15 protein-coding genes are annotated in these 18003 nt (G+C 74.2%); 9 read left to right on the top strand and 6 right to left on the bottom strand.

The features are described from left to right. Positions 1 to 3: 3 nt before the first annotated feature. Positions 4 to 792, top strand: a complete 789-nt coding sequence (locus tag SCA03_RS13145; protein ID WP_086815227.1) for a hypothetical protein — start codon at positions 4 to 6, stop codon at positions 790 to 792. 103 nt (positions 793 to 895) lie between these two features. On the opposite strand, the gene SCA03_RS13140 is transcribed toward SCA03_RS13145, so the two are convergent. Further along, the gene (locus tag SCA03_RS13140; protein WP_030879987.1) at positions 896 to 1489 is read right to left on the bottom strand and encodes a TetR/AcrR family transcriptional regulator; all 594 of its coding nucleotides are present in this window, start codon (positions 1487 to 1489) and stop codon (positions 896 to 898) included. 215 nt (positions 1490 to 1704) lie between these two features. Here SCA03_RS13140 and SCA03_RS13135 point away from each other — a divergent pair, with 215 nt between their 5' ends. The 3 genes from SCA03_RS13135 (at position 1705) to SCA03_RS13125 (ending at position 4457) form a co-directional block, all read left to right on the top strand. Then, positions 1705 to 2358: a peroxiredoxin-like family protein gene (locus SCA03_RS13135; RefSeq protein ID WP_086815228.1), complete on the top strand. Its 654-nt coding sequence runs from the start codon at positions 1705 to 1707 to the stop codon at positions 2356 to 2358. 210 nt (positions 2359 to 2568) lie between these two features. Next, on the top strand, positions 2569 to 4050 hold the full coding sequence (locus tag SCA03_RS13130; RefSeq protein WP_030879976.1) for an MFS transporter: 1482 nt from the start codon (positions 2569 to 2571) through the stop codon (positions 4048 to 4050). A gap of 197 nt (positions 4051 to 4247) precedes the next feature. Then, positions 4248 to 4457, top strand: a complete 210-nt coding sequence (locus SCA03_RS13125; RefSeq protein WP_030879974.1) for a hypothetical protein — start codon at positions 4248 to 4250, stop codon at positions 4455 to 4457. A gap of 70 nt (positions 4458 to 4527) precedes the next feature. Here the strand turns inward: SCA03_RS13125 and SCA03_RS13120 are convergent, their stop codons facing one another. Both SCA03_RS13120 and SCA03_RS13115 read right to left on the bottom strand, forming a co-directional pair. Continuing rightward, complete coding sequence (locus SCA03_RS13120; protein WP_030879972.1) at positions 4528 to 5325, bottom strand: site-2 protease family protein; 798 nt, start codon at positions 5323 to 5325, stop codon at positions 4528 to 4530. 192 nt (positions 5326 to 5517) lie between these two features. Continuing rightward, the gene (locus tag SCA03_RS13115; RefSeq protein WP_030893058.1) at positions 5518 to 6225 is read right to left on the bottom strand and encodes a B3/B4 domain-containing protein; all 708 of its coding nucleotides are present in this window, start codon (positions 6223 to 6225) and stop codon (positions 5518 to 5520) included. Between the two features lie 328 nt (positions 6226 to 6553). Between SCA03_RS13115 and SCA03_RS13110 the strand changes: the two genes are divergently transcribed. Together SCA03_RS13110 and SCA03_RS13105 are read left to right on the top strand one after the other, a co-directional pair. Continuing rightward, entirely contained in the window at positions 6554 to 7129 is a 576-nt protein-coding gene (locus SCA03_RS13110) for a helix-turn-helix domain-containing protein (protein WP_030879966.1), read from the top strand. Between the two features lie 195 nt (positions 7130 to 7324). Next, a complete protein-coding gene (locus SCA03_RS13105; RefSeq protein ID WP_086818257.1) occupies positions 7325 to 10882 on the top strand; it encodes an AfsR/SARP family transcriptional regulator in 3558 nt (1185 codons plus the stop codon). Between the two features lie 94 nt (positions 10883 to 10976). Here the strand turns inward: SCA03_RS13105 and SCA03_RS13100 are convergent, their stop codons facing one another. The 3 genes from SCA03_RS13100 to panB all read right to left on the bottom strand — a co-directional run bounded on the left by SCA03_RS13100 (position 10977) and on the right by panB (position 13916). Further along, complete coding sequence (locus SCA03_RS13100; RefSeq protein ID WP_030879960.1) at positions 10977 to 11852, bottom strand: ABC transporter permease; 876 nt, start codon at positions 11850 to 11852, stop codon at positions 10977 to 10979. Beyond that, positions 11849 to 12850 (bottom strand): ATP-binding cassette domain-containing protein, encoded by a 1002-nt coding sequence (locus SCA03_RS13095; protein WP_030879957.1) that lies wholly within the window; start codon positions 12848 to 12850, stop codon positions 11849 to 11851. Before SCA03_RS13095 ends, SCA03_RS13100 begins: the two co-directional genes overlap by 4 nt. A gap of 121 nt (positions 12851 to 12971) precedes the next feature. Then, entirely contained in the window at positions 12972 to 13916 is a 945-nt protein-coding gene (gene panB, locus SCA03_RS13090) for a 3-methyl-2-oxobutanoate hydroxymethyltransferase (RefSeq protein ID WP_086818258.1), read from the bottom strand. A 203-nt stretch (positions 13917 to 14119) separates the two neighbouring features. On the opposite strand from panB, the gene SCA03_RS13085 reads away from it, so the two are divergent. The 3 genes from SCA03_RS13085 (at position 14120) to SCA03_RS13075 (ending at position 17822) form a co-directional block, all read left to right on the top strand. Next, positions 14120 to 15721 (top strand): MFS transporter, encoded by a 1602-nt coding sequence (locus SCA03_RS13085; protein ID WP_030893069.1) that lies wholly within the window; start codon positions 14120 to 14122, stop codon positions 15719 to 15721. A 7-nt stretch (positions 15722 to 15728) separates the two neighbouring features. Next, positions 15729 to 16472, top strand: a complete 744-nt coding sequence (locus SCA03_RS13080; RefSeq protein WP_230988632.1) for a TetR/AcrR family transcriptional regulator — start codon at positions 15729 to 15731, stop codon at positions 16470 to 16472. Positions 16473 to 16787: 315 nt separating this feature from the next. Then, on the top strand, positions 16788 to 17822 hold the full coding sequence (locus SCA03_RS13075; protein WP_030879939.1) for an endonuclease/exonuclease/phosphatase family protein: 1035 nt from the start codon (positions 16788 to 16790) through the stop codon (positions 17820 to 17822). Positions 17823 to 18003: the final 181 nt, after the last annotated feature.

Here is an 18003-nt window from a genome sequence, read left to right as displayed (position 1 = left end):
GCGATGGGGAAGGGGACGGGCGGCGTCGCCGGTCCGAGCAGGAGAGGGCTCGCGGTGGCCGTCCTGGTGGCGGTCGTGCTGGCCGCCTTCTCGGAGATGGGGACCTCGCACGGCAGCGACGACGGGCCGGCCGACCGCCAGGACGGGCGCGGCGAGCGGAGTGCTCGGAGTGACCTGAGCGACCGGAACGAGCACAGTCGGCAGGGCGGGGAGCGGAAGGAGCCGGCGGGCGCCGCCTCGCGGGCGCCGGGCCCCGCCCGGATCCGCGCGTGGGCCCGGGACCCGGGCCGCTCCTGCCCCGTGCCGTACGACATGCCGGCGGCCCTGCGCGCGGCCGGCGTCGACCGGCGGCCCGCGCCCGGTTCCGTCTCGGGGGAGACGGCGGACGACTCCGGCTCCCCGCTGGCCCGGGTGGACGGCGCCCTCGTCAACTGCGGCTGGACGCTGGGCGAGCGGCGGCTGCGGCTGTACAGCGTCGCGGTGGGGAAGGGCGCTGCGGTCTCCGTGCTGCTGCCGCAGATCCAGCACGACGCCGGGCTGTCGATGTCCGCGCTGCGCACCTTCGCGGACCGTGCGGGCGCCGCTCGTGCGGGCGTCCCCGTCCTCACTCCGGCGGGCGGACGCGGGGGAGACGGCGTGGTCGCCACGGTCGCGCTGCCCTCGCACGGCTCCGGCGCCTCGGCTCTCGTCCTCAGCACGGGGACGGGCAAGCCGCAGCTCTCCCGTCGTCAAGTGCGGGACGTGGCCGAGGAGTTGGCGGAACAGGCGGGCCGGGGCGACGGCCGGGGGTGACCACCACCCGCCCGCCTGCCCCCTGCCGATGGCCGCGCGTGGAAGACCTCCTGTGCGGCCTCGTCGGGTGTCGGCTCATGGCTGCCGGGTGGGGGCGTCCGGCTCAAGCCTTCCGGGTGAGGGTGTCCAGGGTGTGGGCGGTGGTGCGGCGCAGGGTGTCGGCGGTGGCGCCGGAGCGGGAGTGCAGGTTCACGCCGTAGGCGAGCAGGGCGAGGGATTCGGCCGTCTCGGCCAGGGGCAGGTCGGGGCTCAACTGCCCCTGTGCGCGGGCGGTTTCGAGCGCGGTGCGGAAGGCCGCGCACAGCTGGGTGTGGTGCTCCGCCAGGACGGCCCGTACCTGCGGGTCCGCGTTCTCGGTGCCGGCCTGGGCGTTGACGACCATGCAGCCCCAGCCGGCGTACGGGCCGGTGCAGCGCAGGGTGATCAGCCCGTCGAAGAAGTCGCGGACGGCGGGCAGTCCGCGCTCGTCCTCGGCGAGTGCGCGGAAGGCGGGGTGCGAGGTGGTGCCGATGTAGTGGCGCAGGGCGGCGAGGTACAGCTCCTGCTTGCTGCCGAACGTGGCGTAGAGGCTGGAGCGGTTGAGCCCGGTCGCGGCGGTGAGGACCTGCACGGAGGCGGCGGCGCTGCCGTGCTGCCAGAAGACCCGCTCGGCGCGCTCCAGCGCCTCCTGTGGGTCGAAGTGCTTGACGTCCGGCACGGTCGGGTACCTCCTCGGCCTTCTTGAAACGAGGGTTTCAAGATAGCGCGGGCACTGGTAGCGTGCCATCAACTTGAAACGTGCGTTCCAAGTTGATGGCCGACGGTGTGCGCGGCGGAGCCCGGGCCCGCGCGTCCGCGCCCGGAGGCCCGCCCCGTCCGGCCCTCGCCGCGCCCTTCCACGAGCTGCCGTCCGCCCATGAGGAGAGTGACCGTATGACCGACAGCCTCGCCGCCGAACTGCGCGCCGTCCTCCAGCAAGGTGAGCAGCTCATCCCGGACGGGAAACGGGAGTTGATGGAGCGCGCCGGCCGGGAGCTGGCCGCCTCCGGGCAGGCCGCCCGCGCCGCGGGCGTGGGCGACACCGCCCCCGCGTTCCGGCTGCCCTCCGCGACCGGCGAGCAGACCGCCCTCGCGGACCTGCTCGCCGAGGGCCCCGTCGTCCTCACCTTCTACCGCGGCGCCTGGTGCCCCTTCTGCAATCTCGCGCTGCGCGCACTCCAGCAGCACCTCGGGGCCTTCACCGCGCGCGGCGCCCGGCTCGTGGCCGTCTCGCCGCAGGTGCCGGACGAGTCGCTGACCCTCGCGGAGAAGGAGCAGCTGGAGTTCCCGGTCCTCAGCGACGTCGGCTCCGGTACGGCGCACGCCTACGGGCTCGCCTTCGACCTGCCCGGCTATCTCGCCGAGGTGTACGAGGAGTTCGGCTTCGACCTCCAGCGGGTGAACGGGGGCCATGCGCGCACCCTGCCGATCCCGGCCTGCTACGTCATCGACCGCGCCGGCGTGATCCGCTGGGCCTTCGTCGACCCCGACTACAGCCGCCGCGCCGAGCCGTCCGACATCCTCGCCGCCCTCGACGACCTGGCCTGAGCCCGGCGGCTGCCCGGCCGCAGGGGCCGCCCCTGCCCGGCGGTACGGCCCGGCCGCTGCCCGGCGCCCGGGTGCGGGCGCGCCGGTCGCCTCCCATGATGGGTGGAACGGCACCCGCGGGGCACCCGCCGGTGTCCGGCGCGGCCCCGGCCGGGTGTGCGCCGGCAGGAGACCGACGGCAGGCCGACAGGGGGCCGACGGGAGGCACGGATGGGAACGCAGCCGGCGGCGGCCGGGCGGCAACCGGGCGGACCGGAAGGGTACGTACCGGATCCTCGGCGCTGGAAGGCGCTCACGGTCTGCCTCGTCGTCGGCTTCATGGCCCTGCTGGACGTGTCGATCGTCAACGTCGCGCTGCCGTCCATCGAGGAGGGACTGGGCGCGGGGGAGTCCGCGCTGTCCTGGGTGGTCTCCGGCTACGCGCTCACCTTCGGGCTGGTGCTCGTGCCCTCGGGGCGGCTCGGTGACGCCTACGGGCGGCGCAACGCCTTCCTCGGCGGTCTGGTGCTGTTCACGCTCGCGTCGGTGGCCTGCGGAGTCGCGCAGACCACGGGCTGGCTGGTGGTGGCGCGACTCGTGCAGGGCATGGCGGGCGGGCTGCTGAACCCGCAGATCTCCGGCATGATCCAGCAGCTGTTCCGCGGGGCCGAGCGCGGCAGGGCCTTCGGCATGCTGGGCTCCACCATCGGCCTGTCCACCGCGGTGGGGCCGCTGCTGGGCGGTGTGCTCATCCAGGTGTTCGGCGCCGCCGAGGGCTGGCGCTGGGTCTTCTTCGTCAATCTGCCGATCGGGGTCGTGGCCTTCCTGCTGGCGCTGCGGCTGGTCCCGCCGGTGTGCGCGGAGAGCGACCCCGAGCACCGGCAGTCCCTCGACCCGGTGGGTGTGCTGCTGCTCGGCGCCGGGGTGGTGGCGGTCATGCTCCCGCTGGTGGAGGAGCGGCAGTGGCACGGGCAGGGCAAGTGGCTGCTGGAGCCGCTGGGTGTGGCGCTGCTGCTGGTGTTCCTGTGGTGGGAGAAGCGCCACCGGGGCCGCGGCCTGGCGCCCGTCGTCGATCTGCGGCTGTTCCGGGACCGCTCCTACTCGCTCGGTGCGCTGCTGGGGCTGCTCTACTTCGCCGGTTTCACCACGATCTTCTTCATCTTCACGCTCTTCCTCCAGAACGGGATGCGCTACTCGGCGTTGCAGGCCGGGCTCTCGCTGACCCCGTTCGCGGTCGGCTCGGCGATCTCCGCGGCCGTCGGCGGACGCTTCATCCACCATGTGGGCCGTCCCCTGGTGGCCGGCGGCCTCGTCCTCGTCGGGCTGGGGCTGGCCGGTGCCGGGATCGCCGTGGACGCGGTACGCAGCGACGCGGTGGGCTGGGCGCTGGTGGCGCCGATGCTGGTCGCCGGGCTCGGCTCCGGTCTGGTGATCGCGCCGAACCAGACGCTCGCGCTCCAGGACGTGCCGGTCGCCCAGGGCGGTGCGGCGGGCGGTGTCCTCCAGACCGGGCAGCGGATCGGTTCGGCCGCGGGCATCGCGGCCGTCGGCGCGGTCTTCTTCGCCTGGCTGGCCAGCAGCGGTGACTGGGCGACGGCGCTGGACCACGGCCTGATCGCGGCCATCGCCTTCGTCGTCGCGGCGTTCCTGGTGGCCGTCGCCGACGTGGTCTACGGCCGCCGCCAGGCCCGGCGGGCGGCCGGCCGGAGCTGACCGGCGCGGCGGGGCGGACCGGAGGTGGCCGGGACGGGTCCGGACGGGCACGGACGGGCACGGCCCGGTCCGGACCGCGGGCGCGCGGGACGCGCCCCCGGGCGCGGGCGGCGTCCCCGGTGGGGGGACAATGGCGGGGTGCCGTGGCCGCACGGCGGGCCGGCACCGCAGCACCGTCAGCCGACTGGAGACCCCGCATGCCAGCCCCTGCCCGAGCCCCCCGGGGCCTCGCCCTGTACGCCGTCGTGATCTGCGTCCTCGCCGTCGCCGCCGCGGTGATCTCCTTTGTGAACGGCCGGTGGATCGGCGTCGTCTGGCTGCTGCTCGCGGGGCTCACGTCCAACATGGCGTGGTACTACCACCGCAGGAACCGGGCCACGGCGCAGGCGGCGGCCCAGGAGCAGTAGCCGGTCGGCCGGGGCGGTGGTCGGCCGGGCGAGCAGCAGCGGCCGGGGCGTCGCCTGCCGGCCGGGCCGCTCAGGGGATGAAGACGTTCGTCGGCTCGCCCTGCCAGAAGCGGAAGTACTCCTGGCCGAGGAAGGTCTCCAGCTCGGTGACGCCCATGGCCCGCAGCAGCGCGTCGATGCCGTCCCAGAACACGCCGTTGAGCTGCGGGATCCACAGGCAGCCGAAGACGATCAGCAGGCCGAACGGTGCGAACGGCTCCGCCTGGCGCCGTACCCGGGGCGGCAGCCACGGCTCGATGATGCCGAAGCCGTCGAGGCCCGGCACGGGAAGGAAGTTCAGCAGCGCGGCCGTCACCTGGAGCAGCGTGAGGAAGGCGAGGGCGCAGCGGAAGGCGACGGGCACCTTGTCGACGGCGTCGAGCCAGAACGGCGCGGCCAGCAGCACCGCGAACAGCACATTGGTGAGCGGCCCGGCGGCGGCGATGAGGCTGTGCTTCCAGCGCCCCCTGATGCGGCCCCGCTCGATGTAGACGGCGCCGCCGGGCATACCGATGCCGCCCAGGATGACGAAGATCACCGGGAGCACGATGCTCAGCAGCGCGTGCGTGTAGTGCAGCGGATTGAGCGTCAGATATCCCTTGGCGCCGACCGAGACGTCGCCGGCCCGCAGTGCGGAGCGGGCGTGCGCGTACTCGTGCAGGCACAGCGAGACGATCCAGCCGGAGACGACGAAGAAGAAGACGGAGACGCCCGTCACGTCGGCGAAGCCGTACCAGACGGCCCATCCGGAAACGGCCATGATCGCGAGGAGCCCGAGGAAGACCGGGCTGATGCGGTGGTGTTCCGGATGGGTGGATGCGCTGGTCATGCGCCCTGACCGTACCGGCACCCCGGGCCCCGCGCGAACCTGGCGGGCGGGGTGCGGCGTTGGGGCGGGAGGGCCCCAAGAGCCCGTAATGCCGGGGGCGTCGGCCAACGTCCTGCTGTGGCCGCTCCCGCCGTCCGTGCCCCGGGCCGGGCCCGTCGGACACGCCGCGGACGCCCCGGGGCGTGGGCGCGCTCAGACGGTGAGGTCCGGGCGCGCCGGGTCGAGGTGGTGGACGGTGCACTCCGCGGTGTGCGGGGCGAGCAGGTCCCGCAGTTCCCCGGCCGCCGTCCCGAGGAGGTCCCCGTCGCGGGTGGCGTGCGGCGTCTCCAGGACGAAGGCGACGCGGGCGGAGTCCTCGGTGACGCGGGTGCGGTGCGCGTCGCGGTGGTTCCAGTGCCGGGTGAGCACGCCCTCGTCGTCGGCGTAGACGATCTCGCCGGGCCGGGGGTGTTCGACGGTGCCGGGCTCGCCGAGCGGGGTGAAGCTCTCCTCGCCGGAGGCGGGCCGGATGGTGACGGCACCGGCGACCCGGTCGAGGTCGAAGGCGCCGGCGGGCAGGCCGTGGGTCACGGAGACGGTGTTGTAGGAGTCCACGGCCGGGTTGATGCGCGGCAGAGCGCCCTTCTTGGCGAGGCGCCGGCCGAGGGCGTCGACGCTGGGGCGGATCCGGCGGGGGTTGGTGCCGAAGGACCGGTAGACGGTGTGCCAGGCGGCGATGCGCGGGTCGTTCTCGTCGGCCGGCTGCCAGGCGCCGTCGGCGAGCCGCTGCTCCAGGTGCTCCATGGCGGCGGCGGTGGCGGGCCAGGGCTCGTGGCCGCGCAGGCCGGTGGCGACGACGACGGCGACGAGGGTGTCGGGGAAGGCGTCGGCGACGGCGGGGGCGAGGTGGAAGGTGGTCATGTCGGTCGGTCCGTTCGGTGCGCTGTCGGGGTGCGGGAGGGCCTCGGGACGGCGCCCGCCCTCCCGTGGCCGGGGGAGCCGGGCGGTGCGGTGGGTTCGGCGGGCTCGCGGCTTCGGCGGCTCGGCGGCTCGGCGGCTCGGCGGCTCGGTGGGGCGCGGGGCGGCGTGGGCCGTGGCGCGGCGGGCGGTCGGGCCGGGGGTCCGGGAGCACCCCGTGGTATCAATGGAACGACTGAACCGTACAACGTAACGACCGGAGCTCGTCAACCGGACCGCCGTGTGGTTCAGTGCGGTGATCCGTCCGACCGGGCCGACAGGAGGGGCGAACATGGCCGAACCCGAGGCGGCGCTGCGGACGCTCGCGTACAACGTCCGGGCCGCCCGCGTCCGCGCCGGGCTGTCCCTGGACGAACTCGGCCGGCGCGCCAAGGTCAGCAAGGGCGCGCTCGTCGGCCTGGAGAAGGCGCAGGGCAACCCGAACTTCGCCACCCTGGTCCGCCTCGCCGACACCCTCGGCGTCCCGGTGTCCGCCCTGCTGGAGGGCGGCTCGGCCGAGCGCGTCCGGGTCGTCGGCGCGGAGGCCGTCATGCCCCTGTGGAGGGGGGAGCGCGGCAGCGAGGCCCGGCTCGTGCTGACGACCGCGGGGCCGGCGGCCACCGAGGTGTGGCGCTGGACGCTGGAGCCGGGCGAGGAGTACGCCAGCCACCCCCACCAGGCCGGGGTGACGGAGACCGTCAGCGTCACGGCCGGGGAGATGGTGCTCGTGGTCGACGGTGCCGAGTACCCCGTCGGGGCGGGGGAGACGGCCACCTTCGACGGCGACACCGCGCACGCCTACCGCGGTGCGGGGAGCGGAACCTGCCATCTGATCATGACCGTCCATCTGCCGCCGGGGCCCGGCTAGTTCCCGGATCCGGTGCCGTCTTCGCGTGCGGCCGCCTCCCCGTGTGCCGACCGTCCGTTGGGCGGGTGTCGTCGGCGGGCGGCGGCCACCCCGCGCCCGGCCCTCGTCGCCGTGCCGCGGGTGCTGCGGGGCGGGGACGGCGGGCCGCACGGCCGCTGAACCGGCCCGGGCGCTGTCGGGGGCTGCTGGCAGTATGTGGGGGTGCGCTACGTCTATCGCGTTCTGGGGACGACGCAGGTGTTCCGCGAGGACGGCACGGCCGTCCCGGTCGGCGGTGCGCGCCTGCGTGCCCTGCTGACGGCGCTCGCTCTCGCGGGCGGCCGGCCCGTCCGCACCGGCGAACTGGTGGCCGCGGTGTGGAGCGAGGACGACGGCGGCGGGCCCCCGGCGGACGAACCGGCGGCGCTCCAGGCGCTGGTCGGCCGGCTGCGAAGATCCCTGGGGCGGCAGGCCGTGGCCTCGGTCACCGGCGGCTACAAGCTCGTCGTCGAGCGCGACGACATCGATCTGTTCCGCTTCGAGCGGCTCGCCACCGAGGGGGGTGCGGCGCTCGCCGCGGGCGACGCGGTCAAGGCCGCCGGCCTGCTGGACGACGCGCTCGCGCTGTGGCGCGGCCCGGCCCTGGCCGATCTGCCCGACGGCGGAGGGGCCGCCGGGGTACGCGCCGAGGAGCGGCTGTTGGCGGTGCGCCGGGACCGCGCGGGGGCGGCCCTGGCCCTGGGCCGGGCCGAGGAGGTGCTGCCGGCGGTGCGCCAGCTCGCCGCCGAACACCCGCTCGACGAACCGCTCCAGGCGCTTCTGCTGCGTGCCCTGCGCGACAGCGGCCGGGGCGCCGAGGCGCTGGAGTCCTACGAGGCGGTCCGGCGCCGGCTGGCGGACCGCCTCGGCGTCGACCCGGGCGCCGAACTGCGCGCCCTGCACACCGAGTTGCTCACGGGCGGTGCCCCCGCGCCGGACGGCACAGGCGGCCCCGGTGCGCGGCACCCGGCCGAACCGGCCCCCGCGCCTGCGGCCCCGGCGTCCCCGCAGGCGGCGCGGCCCCCCGCCCGGGCCCGCCGTGCCGCGCCCGGCAATCTGCGTGCGGCGCTGACGTCCTTCGTCGGGCGGGACGAGGAACTGGCGGCGGTCGCTCGCGAGTTGGCCTCCTCCCGGCTGGTCACGCTCACCGGCCCGGGCGGCGCGGGCAAGACGCGGCTGTCGCTGGAGACGGCGGAGCGCGCCCGGGCCGAGCAGGCCGCGGGGGAGACGTCCGCGCCGGGCGGGCCCGAGCCCGCGCCCCGCTGGGAGGACGGCGTCTGGGTGGCCGAGCTGGCGCCCGTCCGGGAGGCCGAACGCGTCGAGGCGACGGCCGAGGCGGTGCTGACGGCGCTCGGCGGGCACGAGACGGTCATCCGGGGCGGCTCGGCCGAGCAGCTGCGTGCCGCCTCCGATCCGCACGCCGGCGACCCCCTCGCACAGCTCGCGGAGCGCTGCGCGAGCCGGCACATGCTGCTGGTGCTGGACAACTGCGAGCACGTCATCGACGCCGCGGCCCGTGTCGTCGAGACGCTGCTGCTGGAGTGCCCCGGCGTCACGGTGCTCGCCACCAGCCGGGAGCCGCTGGGGGTGCCCGGCGAGTCCGTCCGCCCGGTCGAACCGCTGCCGGACCCGGTGGCGCTGCGGCTGCTGGCCGACCGCGGTGCCGCCGCCCGGCCGGGCTTCCGCGTCGAGGACGATCCGGAGGCGTGCGCGGAGATCTGCCGCCGGCTGGACGGGCTGCCGCTGGCCATCGAGCTGGCCGCCGCCCGGCTGCGGTCCCTCACCCCGCACCAGCTCGCCCGCCGGCTGGACGACCGGTTCCGGCTGCTGACCAGCGGCAGCCGCACGGTGCTGCCCCGCCAGCAGACGCTCCGGGCCGTCGTCGACTGGTCCTGGGAGCTGCTGGACGAGGCCGAACGGGCCGTGCTGCGGCGGCTGTCGGTGTTCGCCGGCGGCTGCGAGCTGGAGGAGGTCGAGGAGGTCTGCGCCGACCTCGCCACGGGCACGGCGGACGGCGCCCCCGTCGCCGGCGCGGTGGACGTGGCCGGAATCGTCGGGTCACTTGTCGACAAATCGTTGGTCGTCGCGGTCCCGGTCCCGGAGACCGGCGGGATGCGCTACCGGCTGCTGGAGACCGTCGGCGAGTACGCCGCCGGCAAGCTGGACGAGGTGCCCGAGGAACGCGAGCGCGCCGAGCGCCGCCACCTGGTCGTCTACCGCGAACTCGCCCGCGTCGCCGACCCGTTGCTGCGGGGGCCCGAACAGGTCGCCTGGCTCGGCCGTCTGGAGCGCGAGCACGACAACATCCGCGCCGCGCTGCGCCGGGCGCTCGCCGCGGGCGACGAGCACGAGGCGCTCTGCCTCACCCTCTCCATGAGCTGGTTCTGGCAGCTGCGCGACCACCGCACGGACGCCCGCGTCTGGGCGAGGGCCGCCGCCGGACTGGGCCCCGACCCGTTCTCCCCGCCGCGCCCGGTGCCCCCGCTGTACGAGGGCTGTACGGACGCGCCGCCGCCGATGCGCGAGGAGCTGCTGTGGGAGGCCCGGCGCGGGGTGCGGCTGATGCTGCTGACCGACGCCGAGGACGGCATGGTCGAACTGGACACCCCCGAACGGCAGGAGGAGCTGCGCCGGATCACCCGGGCCTACACACCCGGCATGCCGCAGACCTGCCGGATCCCGGGCACCATGTGGATCTTCGCCTGGATCATGACGGGCACCTTCGACGGCCTCGCCGAACTGGTGGACGCCACCGTACGGGGCTGCCGGGAGCAGGCGTACGACTGGAATCTGGCCTTCGTGCTCCAGCTGCGCTCCAAGCTCACCGCCGACCGCCCCCGCACCTGGGACCAGTCGGCCAGGGATGCCGCCGAGAGCCTGGAGATCTTCCGCGCCGTCGGGGACGCCTGGGGCGAGGCCGAGGCGCTCTCCGGACGGGCCGAATCGGCCTGTGTACGGGGCGAGTTCGCGAAGGCCGCCGAGGACTACCGGGCCGCCATCGACCGCGCCGAACGGCTGGGCGCACACAGCCAGGTGCCGCTGCTGAAGTCCCGGCTGGGCGCCTCGCTCGTCGAGCTGGACGACCCCGCGCTCCGGGCCGAGGGCGACCGGCTGCTCCGGGAGTCGGTGGGGGAGGCGGAGGCCACCGCCGACGGCATCAACTTCGGCGCCCTCCAGCTGGCCACACATCTGGTCCGGCGGGGCGACTTCGCCGAAGCGTGGGAACTGCTGGGCCCGCTGGAGGAGCAGGCGCGGCAGCAGCCCCCCGAGTTCTTCGAGGGGCTCGTCAAGGGCGTGCTGGCCTGGGCGCACTGCCGCCAGGGCCACCCGGCCCAGGCGCTGGCGAAGGTCCGGGAGGGCATCGGCAAGACCCGCGGCATCATCGCCGAGACCGTCGCACCGCATCTGTCGCTCGCCCAGATCCTCACCGCCGCGACGGCGTTCGCGCTGCTCGACGCCGGCGAGCCGGACCCGGCGGCCTCGCCCCCGCCGCCGCGGGGCGCCGAGGTGGCCGCCCGGCTGGTGGGCGCCTACGACCACCTCTCGGAGCTGCCCGAGGGCTTCTTCGTGCACCCCGTCGAGCAGGACGAGCGCCGGGAGGCCGAGCGTGCGGCACGGGCCGTGCTCACCGCGGAGGCGTACGACCGTGCCTGGGCGGCGGGCGGTGAGCTGACGCTCGACGACGCCGTCGCCCTCGTGCACCGGCCCGGTGCCGCGCTCCGCACGGAGCGGTAGCGGACGCCGGGCCGCACGGGATCTCCTGGCCGGGCCCCGGCGGCCGGGCGGAAGCGGGACCGGACCCGCCGCGCGGCGCACCGGAGCCGGGGGCTCAGGTCTTCTTCCGGAACATCGCGATGGCGAACGGCGCCGTCGCCAGCGTCAGTCCCACCGACCAGATCACCGTCCACATCACCGGGCTGCCGACCTCGCCCTGCCCGAGCATCAGACCACGGGCCGAATCCGCCACGTGGGTCAGCGGGTTGACGTCCGTGAACGCCTTGAGCCAGCCGGGCATGGTGCCGGTCGGTACGAACACCGACGAACCGAACTGGAGCGGCATCAGCACCAGGAAGGAGATGCCCTGCACGGCCTGCGCGGTGCGCATCGTCAGGCCGACGATGATGAACACCCACAGCAGCGCCGAGCCGAACAGCGCCGTCAGGCCGATCGCCCCCAGCATCCCGAGCCAGTGCCCGTTGACGTCGAAGCCGACCAGGATGCCGACCGTCAGCAGCACGATGATGGCCACCAGCATGCGGCCGACCTCGACCAGCGACTTGGCGATCAGCACCGAGGAGCGGGCGATCGGCATGGACCGGAAGCGGTCCATCACGCCCTTGCGGAAGTCCTCGTTGATGCCCGTGCCGACGGCCATCGCGATGGACATGCTCATCATGCCCATCATGCCGGGGACCAGGTACTGCACGTAGTCGTCCCGGCTGCCGCCCTTGCCGCCGCCGATCGCGCCGCCGAAGACGTACACGAACAGCAGGGTGAAGACGATGGGCATCAGCAGCGCGTCCATCATCGACTCGGGGTCCTGCTTGATCTGGAGCGCGTTGCGGCGGACCAGCGCGCCGATGTGGCGCAGATTGGCCCGCAGACCTATGCGGCCCTCGTCCACCCCCGGCTTCACCGGCGGCGTGCCCGCGTCCGGACCGGGGGAGCCGGCCGGCCTGGGGGTCTTCACGGTGGCGGTACTCACGCCGCGACCTCCTCGATTGCGTCTCTGTCGTCCTCGTGGGTGGCCGTCTGGCCGGTGAGCGCCAGGAACACCTCGTCCAGGCTGGGCAGATGGGTGGAGATGTCGGCGAGTGCGAAGCCGCGCTCGCTCAACAGGCCCACCACGGCGGTCAGTTGCTCGTCGCTGACGATCGGCACGCTCACCACGCCGGCGTCCTCGCTGGCCGTGGCGCCGCCGACGCCGTCGAGCCCGGCCTGCGCCAGCGCACCGACCATCCGGTGCAGCTCGCCCTGATCGGCCGGACGGATCTCCAGCGTCCGGCCGCCCACCTTCGCCTTCAGCTCCTGCACCCGGCCCTCGGCGATGACCTTGCCGCGGTCGACCACCGTGAGCTCGTTGGCCAGCTGCTCGGCCTCCTCCATGTACTGCGTCGTGAGCAGGACGGTGTTGCCGTCCGCCACGATGTTCTGGACCTCGTCCCACACCTCGTTGCGGGTGCGCGGGTCCAGGCCCGTCGTCGGCTCGTCCAGATACAGCACCCGGGGGCGGCCGATCATGGACGCTGCCAGGTCGAGCCTGCGGCGCATGCCTCCGCTGTACTTGCTGGCGGGGCGCTTGGCCGCCTCGGTCAGCGAGAACCGCTCCAGCATCTCGTCGGCACGCCTGCGCGCCTCGGAGCGGGACAGATCGAGCAGCCGCCCGATCATGTACAGGTTCTCCCAGCCCGAAAGCTTCTCGTCCACCGAGGCGTACTGCCCGGTGAGACCTATCGTGCGCCGCAGCTGGCGCGGCTGGCGGACCACGTCGTACCCCGCCACATGGGCGGTGCCGGCGTCCGGCTGCAGCAGGGTGGAGAGCATCCGGACGAGGGTGGTCTTGCCCGCGCCGTTCGGCCCGAGCACACCCATGACAGTGCCCTCGCGCACATCGAGATCGATGCCGTCGACAGCCTTCGTCGTCCCGAAGTGCTTCACCAGCCCGCGGACCTCGACCGCGTTCGTCGTCTTCTCTCGCGTCATGGCACACACCGTGCCAGGGCCCACCGACAAACGACCGACAGTTCACCTACACCCGAAGGGCGCCGGTGACGTGCTGTCGGGCCGTGCCGCGTCCCCCGGGGCCGGGGGACGCGGCACCCGCTCACTCGAAAGCGTGCGCGGCCTGCGGGAACGCCCCGGAGACGACCTCGGAGGCGTAGGCGGAGACGGCCTCGGTGAGCGTCTCGCGCAGCTGTGCGTACTGCTTCACGAAGCGGGGCAGCCGGCCCGGGGTCAGCCCGGCCATGTCGGTCCACACCAGCACCTGGGCGTCGCACTCCGGGCCGGCGCCGATGCCCACCGTCGGTACGGCGAGGGCCCGCGTCACCTCGCCGGCCACCCCGGCCGGCACCATCTCCATGACCACCGCGAAGGCGCCCGCGTCCTGCACGGCCTTCGCGTCCCGCAGGAGCTGCTCGGCCGCCTCCTCGCCGCGGCCCTGCACCCGGTAGCCCATGGCGTGCACGGACTGCGGGGTGAGCCCGATGTGCGCCATGACGGGGATGCCGGAGCGCACCAGCAGCCCGATCTGCTCGGCGGAGCGCTCGCCGCCCTCCAGCTTCACGGCGCCCGCGCCGGCCTCCTTCACCAGCCGGGTCGCACTGCGCAGCGCCTGGACGTCGCTCTCCTGGTACGAGCCGAACGGCAGGTCGGCGACGATCAGCGGCCTGCTGGTGCCCCGTACGACCGCGGCGGTGAGCATCGCGATCTGGTCCAGCGTGACGGGCACGGTGGTGTCGTAGCCGAGGTGGCAGTTGCCCATCGAGTCGCCGACGAGCAGCACGGGGATGCCGGCCTCGTCGAAGACGGAGGCGATCATGGCGTCGTAGGCGGTGAGCATGGGCCACTTCTCGCCCCGCTCCTTGGCGCGTGCGAGGTCGCGCACGGTCACCCGGCGGTTGCGGGCCCCGCCGTACAGCGTGGCCCCGGACGAGGACGGAGAAGACGGAGAGGGCGAAGAAGGCGAAGAAGGCGACGGCTGCGCCGACGGCGTGGAAGGCGAGGCCGGCGGGGCCTGTGTCTGGGCATGCGGCGTCGACTGCGGCATGGCTGAACTCCTGTGTGGTCGTCTCGAAGCGCCCTGACGGCGTCTCCGGATTCGGCTCCATGCTGGCACGCCCGGCCGCACCCGAACAGGGCCCGCCCCCGTTCGGCTCGAACACGCTTCCGCCCCCCTCACGGGCGGGGAGCCCTCATCTCGCATACGAAACGGAACGGGACCGTATCGGAAATGGCCTACACTCGGCCGCCATGAGTTCCCCGCAGATATCCGAGGCGGCACACCCGCGCCGCTGGGCGATCCTCGGCGTGCTGATGCTCAGCCTGCTGGTCGTCGTCCTCGACAACTCGATCCTCAACGTGGCGATGAAGACCATCGCCCAGCCGTCGCCCACCGGCCTCGGCGCCACCCAGAGCGAGCTGGAGTGGGCGATCAACTCCTACACGCTCGTCTTCGCCGGACTGCTGTTCACCGCGGGCCTGCTCGGCGACCGCGTGGGCCGCAAGAAGGTCCTGCTGACCGGCCTCGCCGTCTTCGGCGTCGCCTCCGTGCTGGCCGGGTACTCCTCCGGACCCGGCGAACTGATCGCCTACCGCGGGGTGATGGGCCTGGGCGGCGCCCTCGTGATGCCCGCCACCCTCGCCGTGCTGATGAACGTCTTCCCCCGGCACGAACAGCCCAGGGCCATCGGCATCTGGGCCGGCGGCGTCGGACTGGCCATCGCCATCGGGCCGATCACCGGCGGGCTGCTGCTCGAACACTTCTGGTGGGGCTCGGTGTTCCTCGTCAACGCGCCCGTCGTGGCCGTCGCGCTCGTCGCGATGGCGCTGCTGGTGCCCGACTCCCGCGACCCGGCGCCCGGCCGGTTCGACCCGCTCGGGGTGCTGCTGTCGGTCGCCGGCCTCGTGCTGCTCGTCTACGGCATCATCAAGGGCGGCCAGCTGGCCGACTTCACCGACCCGGCGGTGCTGGCGACGGCCGGCGGCGGGCTGCTCGTCCTCGTCCTGTTCGTCCTGCACGAGCGGCACAGCAGCCAACCGGCCCTGGACATGCGGTACTTCCGCAAGCCGGCCTTCTCGGCCGCCGTCGCCGCCATCGCGCTGGTCTTCTTCGCCCTCATGGGCTCGACGTTCTTCTCCGTCTTCTACATCCAGAGCGTGCGGGGCTTCAGCGCGCTGGAGGCGGGGCTGCTCATGCTGCCGCTGGCCGCCGCGCAGATGATCTTCGCGCCGCGGGCCAGCGCCGTGGTCGCCCGGTTCGGCGCCAAGGCCGTGTGCACCACCGGCATGGTGTGCGTCGCCGTCGGCATGGGGGGCTTCGCCTTCCTCGACGAGTCGACCCCGCTGTGGGTGCTGGAGGTGCTCTTCTTCGTCATGGGCAGCGCGATGGCGCACATCATGCCGCCCGCCACCGTCTCGATCATGCAGTCGCTCCCCACCGAGAAGGCCGGTTCCGGCTCCGCCGTCAACAACACCTTCCGCCAGGTCGGCGGCGCGCTCGGGGTGGCCGTCCTCGGCTCGGTGCTCTCCAGCGCCTACCGGGACGGCATCGCCGGACCGCTCGGTTCCGTGCCCGGGCTGCCCGACGGCGCACGGCACGCCGCGGGCGAGTCCATCGAGGCCACCCTCGGCCTCGCCGACCGCCTCGGCCCCGCCGGGCAGGCCCTCGTCGGCCCCGCCAAGGCGTCCTTCGTCGACGCCATGCACACGACCGTGCTCGCCGCCGCGGCCGTCGCCCTCGTCGGCGCGCTGGTCGTCGCCCTGTGGCTGCCGGGCAGACCGGCCTCCGCGCGGGCGCGAGAGGATGAGGCACAGGGGGGACCGGAGCAGGAGCCAGTCGGAACGGAGCGGTGACACGACGGTGAGCGGCGCAGACGGCACACGGTCGGGAGCGGACGGCGAACGGCCGGACGGGGACGGCGGACAGCCGGGAGCGGACGCGAGGGCGGACGGTTCCGGCCCGGGCGTCGACCGCCGGCCCTGGGCGGCCGAGCGGCCCCGGGGCCGGCCCCGCAGTCGGGCGGTCGAGCGGGCCATCGTCGACGCGGTGATCCGGCTGCTGGAGGAAGGGACCTCCATCGACGGCCTGTCCATCGAGCGGGTCGCCCGCACCGCCGGCGTCGGCAAGGCCGCCGTCTACCGCCGCTGGTCCGGCAAGGACGAGCTGCTCCTGTACGTGCTGCGGGAGCTGGAGGAGCCGCCCTACGAGGGGCCGACCGAGGGCCCCGTCCGCGAGATCCTCCTCGGCGTCCTCGAATGGCAGCGCGGCATCGGCGTGGCCAAGCGCCGCTCGACGCTGCTGCGGACCATGGCCGGGCACGTCAAGAGCCATCCGCGGCTGTGGCGGCAGTACCACGACACGGTGGTCGCCCGGCGCCGGGCCGCCATGCTGGAGGTGCTGGCCACGGCCGTCGCTTCCGGTGAACTCCGCGACGATCTCGATCCGACCGTCCTCGCCGACCTCATCACCGGACCCCTGCTGACCCGGATGGTCCTGCGTCCCTGGGACGACCTTCCCGAGGACCTCCCCCGGCAGATCGTCGACGGCGTCCTGGAGGGGATCCGGCCCCAGGACCGGTCCGAACTCCCGCCGGGCACAGGGTGAATGGCCGACTCCCCGCGCGGCGCGCGTGACCGTTCCCGCCGGGGACGCGTGACGGTTCCCGCCCCGGGTGAGTGAACGGTCACCCGTCGTGTGCGGGTTCTGTCACAGTGTCGTGCGCGCCGCGGTCCGCCGGAACCTCTCGCGCCCCTCGTACGTCCCTGATCCCGTACGGTCCGCAACCGTACGTTCCAGGCGAGCCGGACGGACGGCACGGAAGCCGTCGAACCCGGCGGCCGGGTCTCGGCGTTCAGCTTCACGGGAGCCGGTATCGCCTAGGGTTCATCGGGCATCAGCACAGGCAAGTGAGGACGGCGGATGGCGCGCGCGCACATGGCGGAATCCGGGCACACCGGGGACACCGTGGACGGCGGGAGCCGCGCGGGTTCCCGGGCGTGGCGCGACCGGTGGGGCGTGCGCGGGCCGGGCATCTGGCGGCGCGGGCTGGTGCTGGCGGCGCTCGCCGTCCTGCTCGCGCTGGCGATGATGCTGCACGCCGACATCCCCAACTCGGTCGGCAACCTGGGCTCCCTGTGGGAGACGTTCCTGCCCTGGTCGGGCGTGCCGATCCTGCTGCTGCTCGCCGGTGCGCTGCTGCGGCGCTCGGCCACCGCGCTGATCGCCGTCCTGCTGCCGCTGCTGGTGTGGGCGAACCTCTTCGCGGGGCAGCTCACCTCCAAGTCGGGCACCGGCGGCGATCTCACCGTCGTCACGCACAACGTCAACGCGGAGAACCCCGATCCGCAGGGCACCGCGAAGGCGCTGGCCGCCTCCGGCGCCGACGTCGTCGCGCTGGAGGAGGTCACCTCGAAGCAGGCGGACACCTTCGAGAAGGGGCTGGAGCGCTCGCACCGGCACCACAAGCTCTTGGGCACGGTCGGGCTGTGGAGCAAGTACCCGATGCGGGACGTGCGGTCCGTCGACCTCAAGATGGGCTGGCCGCGCGCCATGCGGGCCACGGTAAGCACCCCGAAGGGCGACGTGGCCGTCTATGTGGCGCATCTGCCGTCCGTCCGCGTCCAGTTCCGCTCCGGCTTCACCGCGGGGAAGCGGGACGGCAGCGCCGCCGCGCTCGGCTACGCCATCCGGCACGAGAAGGCCGACAAGATCGTCCTCCTCGGTGACCTCAACGGCACGATGAACGACCGCTCCCTCTCCCCGATCACCTCGCAGATGCGCTCGGTGCAGGGCGCGGCCGGCGACGGCATGGGCTTCAGCTGGCCGGCGTCGTTCCCGATGGCGCGGATCGACCAGATCATGGTCAAGGGCGCCACCCCGGTCTCCGCCTGGTCGCTCCCCTCCACCGGCAGCGATCATCTGCCGATCGCCGCCTCGGTCGACCTGAGCGACTGACGCCCGCCGCCGTACCCGGCGCCGTCCGCCCCTCCCTCCCGCACGGGCCCGCACAGCCCCGCACGGGAGCGAGGGGCGGATCCCGTTTGCCCCGGGAACACACGGCTGCCACTCTTTGTTGCCCTGGGGAACTTAACGGTCCGGACGGTGTCGCCGCCGTCCGGACCGTCGCTTCGGGCCC

The organism is Streptomyces cacaoi (assembly GCF_006539165.1).
Lineage (GTDB): Bacteria > Actinomycetota > Actinomycetes > Streptomycetales > Streptomycetaceae > Streptomyces > Streptomyces cacaoi.
This window is presented reverse-complemented; position numbering and strand designations above follow the sequence as displayed.

Excerpts from the sequence above, each read along its gene's own strand:
- SCA03_RS13145 (WP_086815227.1), top strand. The coding sequence starts at position 4 with ATGGGGAAGGGGACGGGCGGCGTCGCCGGTCCGAGCAGGAGAGGGCTC.
- SCA03_RS13135 (WP_086815228.1), top strand. The coding sequence starts at position 1,705 with ATGACCGACAGCCTCGCCGCCGAACTGCGCGCCGTCCTCCAGCAAGGT.
- SCA03_RS13130 (WP_030879976.1), top strand. The coding sequence starts at position 2,569 with ATGGGAACGCAGCCGGCGGCGGCCGGGCGGCAACCGGGCGGACCGGAA.
- SCA03_RS13125 (WP_030879974.1), top strand. The coding sequence starts at position 4,248 with ATGCCAGCCCCTGCCCGAGCCCCCCGGGGCCTCGCCCTGTACGCCGTC.
- SCA03_RS13120 (WP_030879972.1), bottom strand. The coding sequence starts at position 5,325 with ATGACCAGCGCATCCACCCATCCGGAACACCACCGCATCAGCCCGGTC.
- SCA03_RS13115 (WP_030893058.1), bottom strand. The coding sequence starts at position 6,225 with ATGACCACCTTCCACCTCGCCCCCGCCGTCGCCGACGCCTTCCCCGAC.
- SCA03_RS13110 (WP_030879966.1), top strand. The coding sequence starts at position 6,554 with ATGGCCGAACCCGAGGCGGCGCTGCGGACGCTCGCGTACAACGTCCGG.
- SCA03_RS13095 (WP_030879957.1), bottom strand. The coding sequence starts at position 12,850 with ATGACGCGAGAGAAGACGACGAACGCGGTCGAGGTCCGCGGGCTGGTG.
- panB (WP_086818258.1), bottom strand. The coding sequence starts at position 13,916 with ATGCCGCAGTCGACGCCGCATGCCCAGACACAGGCCCCGCCGGCCTCG.
- SCA03_RS13085 (WP_030893069.1), top strand. The coding sequence starts at position 14,120 with ATGAGTTCCCCGCAGATATCCGAGGCGGCACACCCGCGCCGCTGGGCG.
- SCA03_RS13075 (WP_030879939.1), top strand. The coding sequence starts at position 16,788 with ATGGCGCGCGCGCACATGGCGGAATCCGGGCACACCGGGGACACCGTG.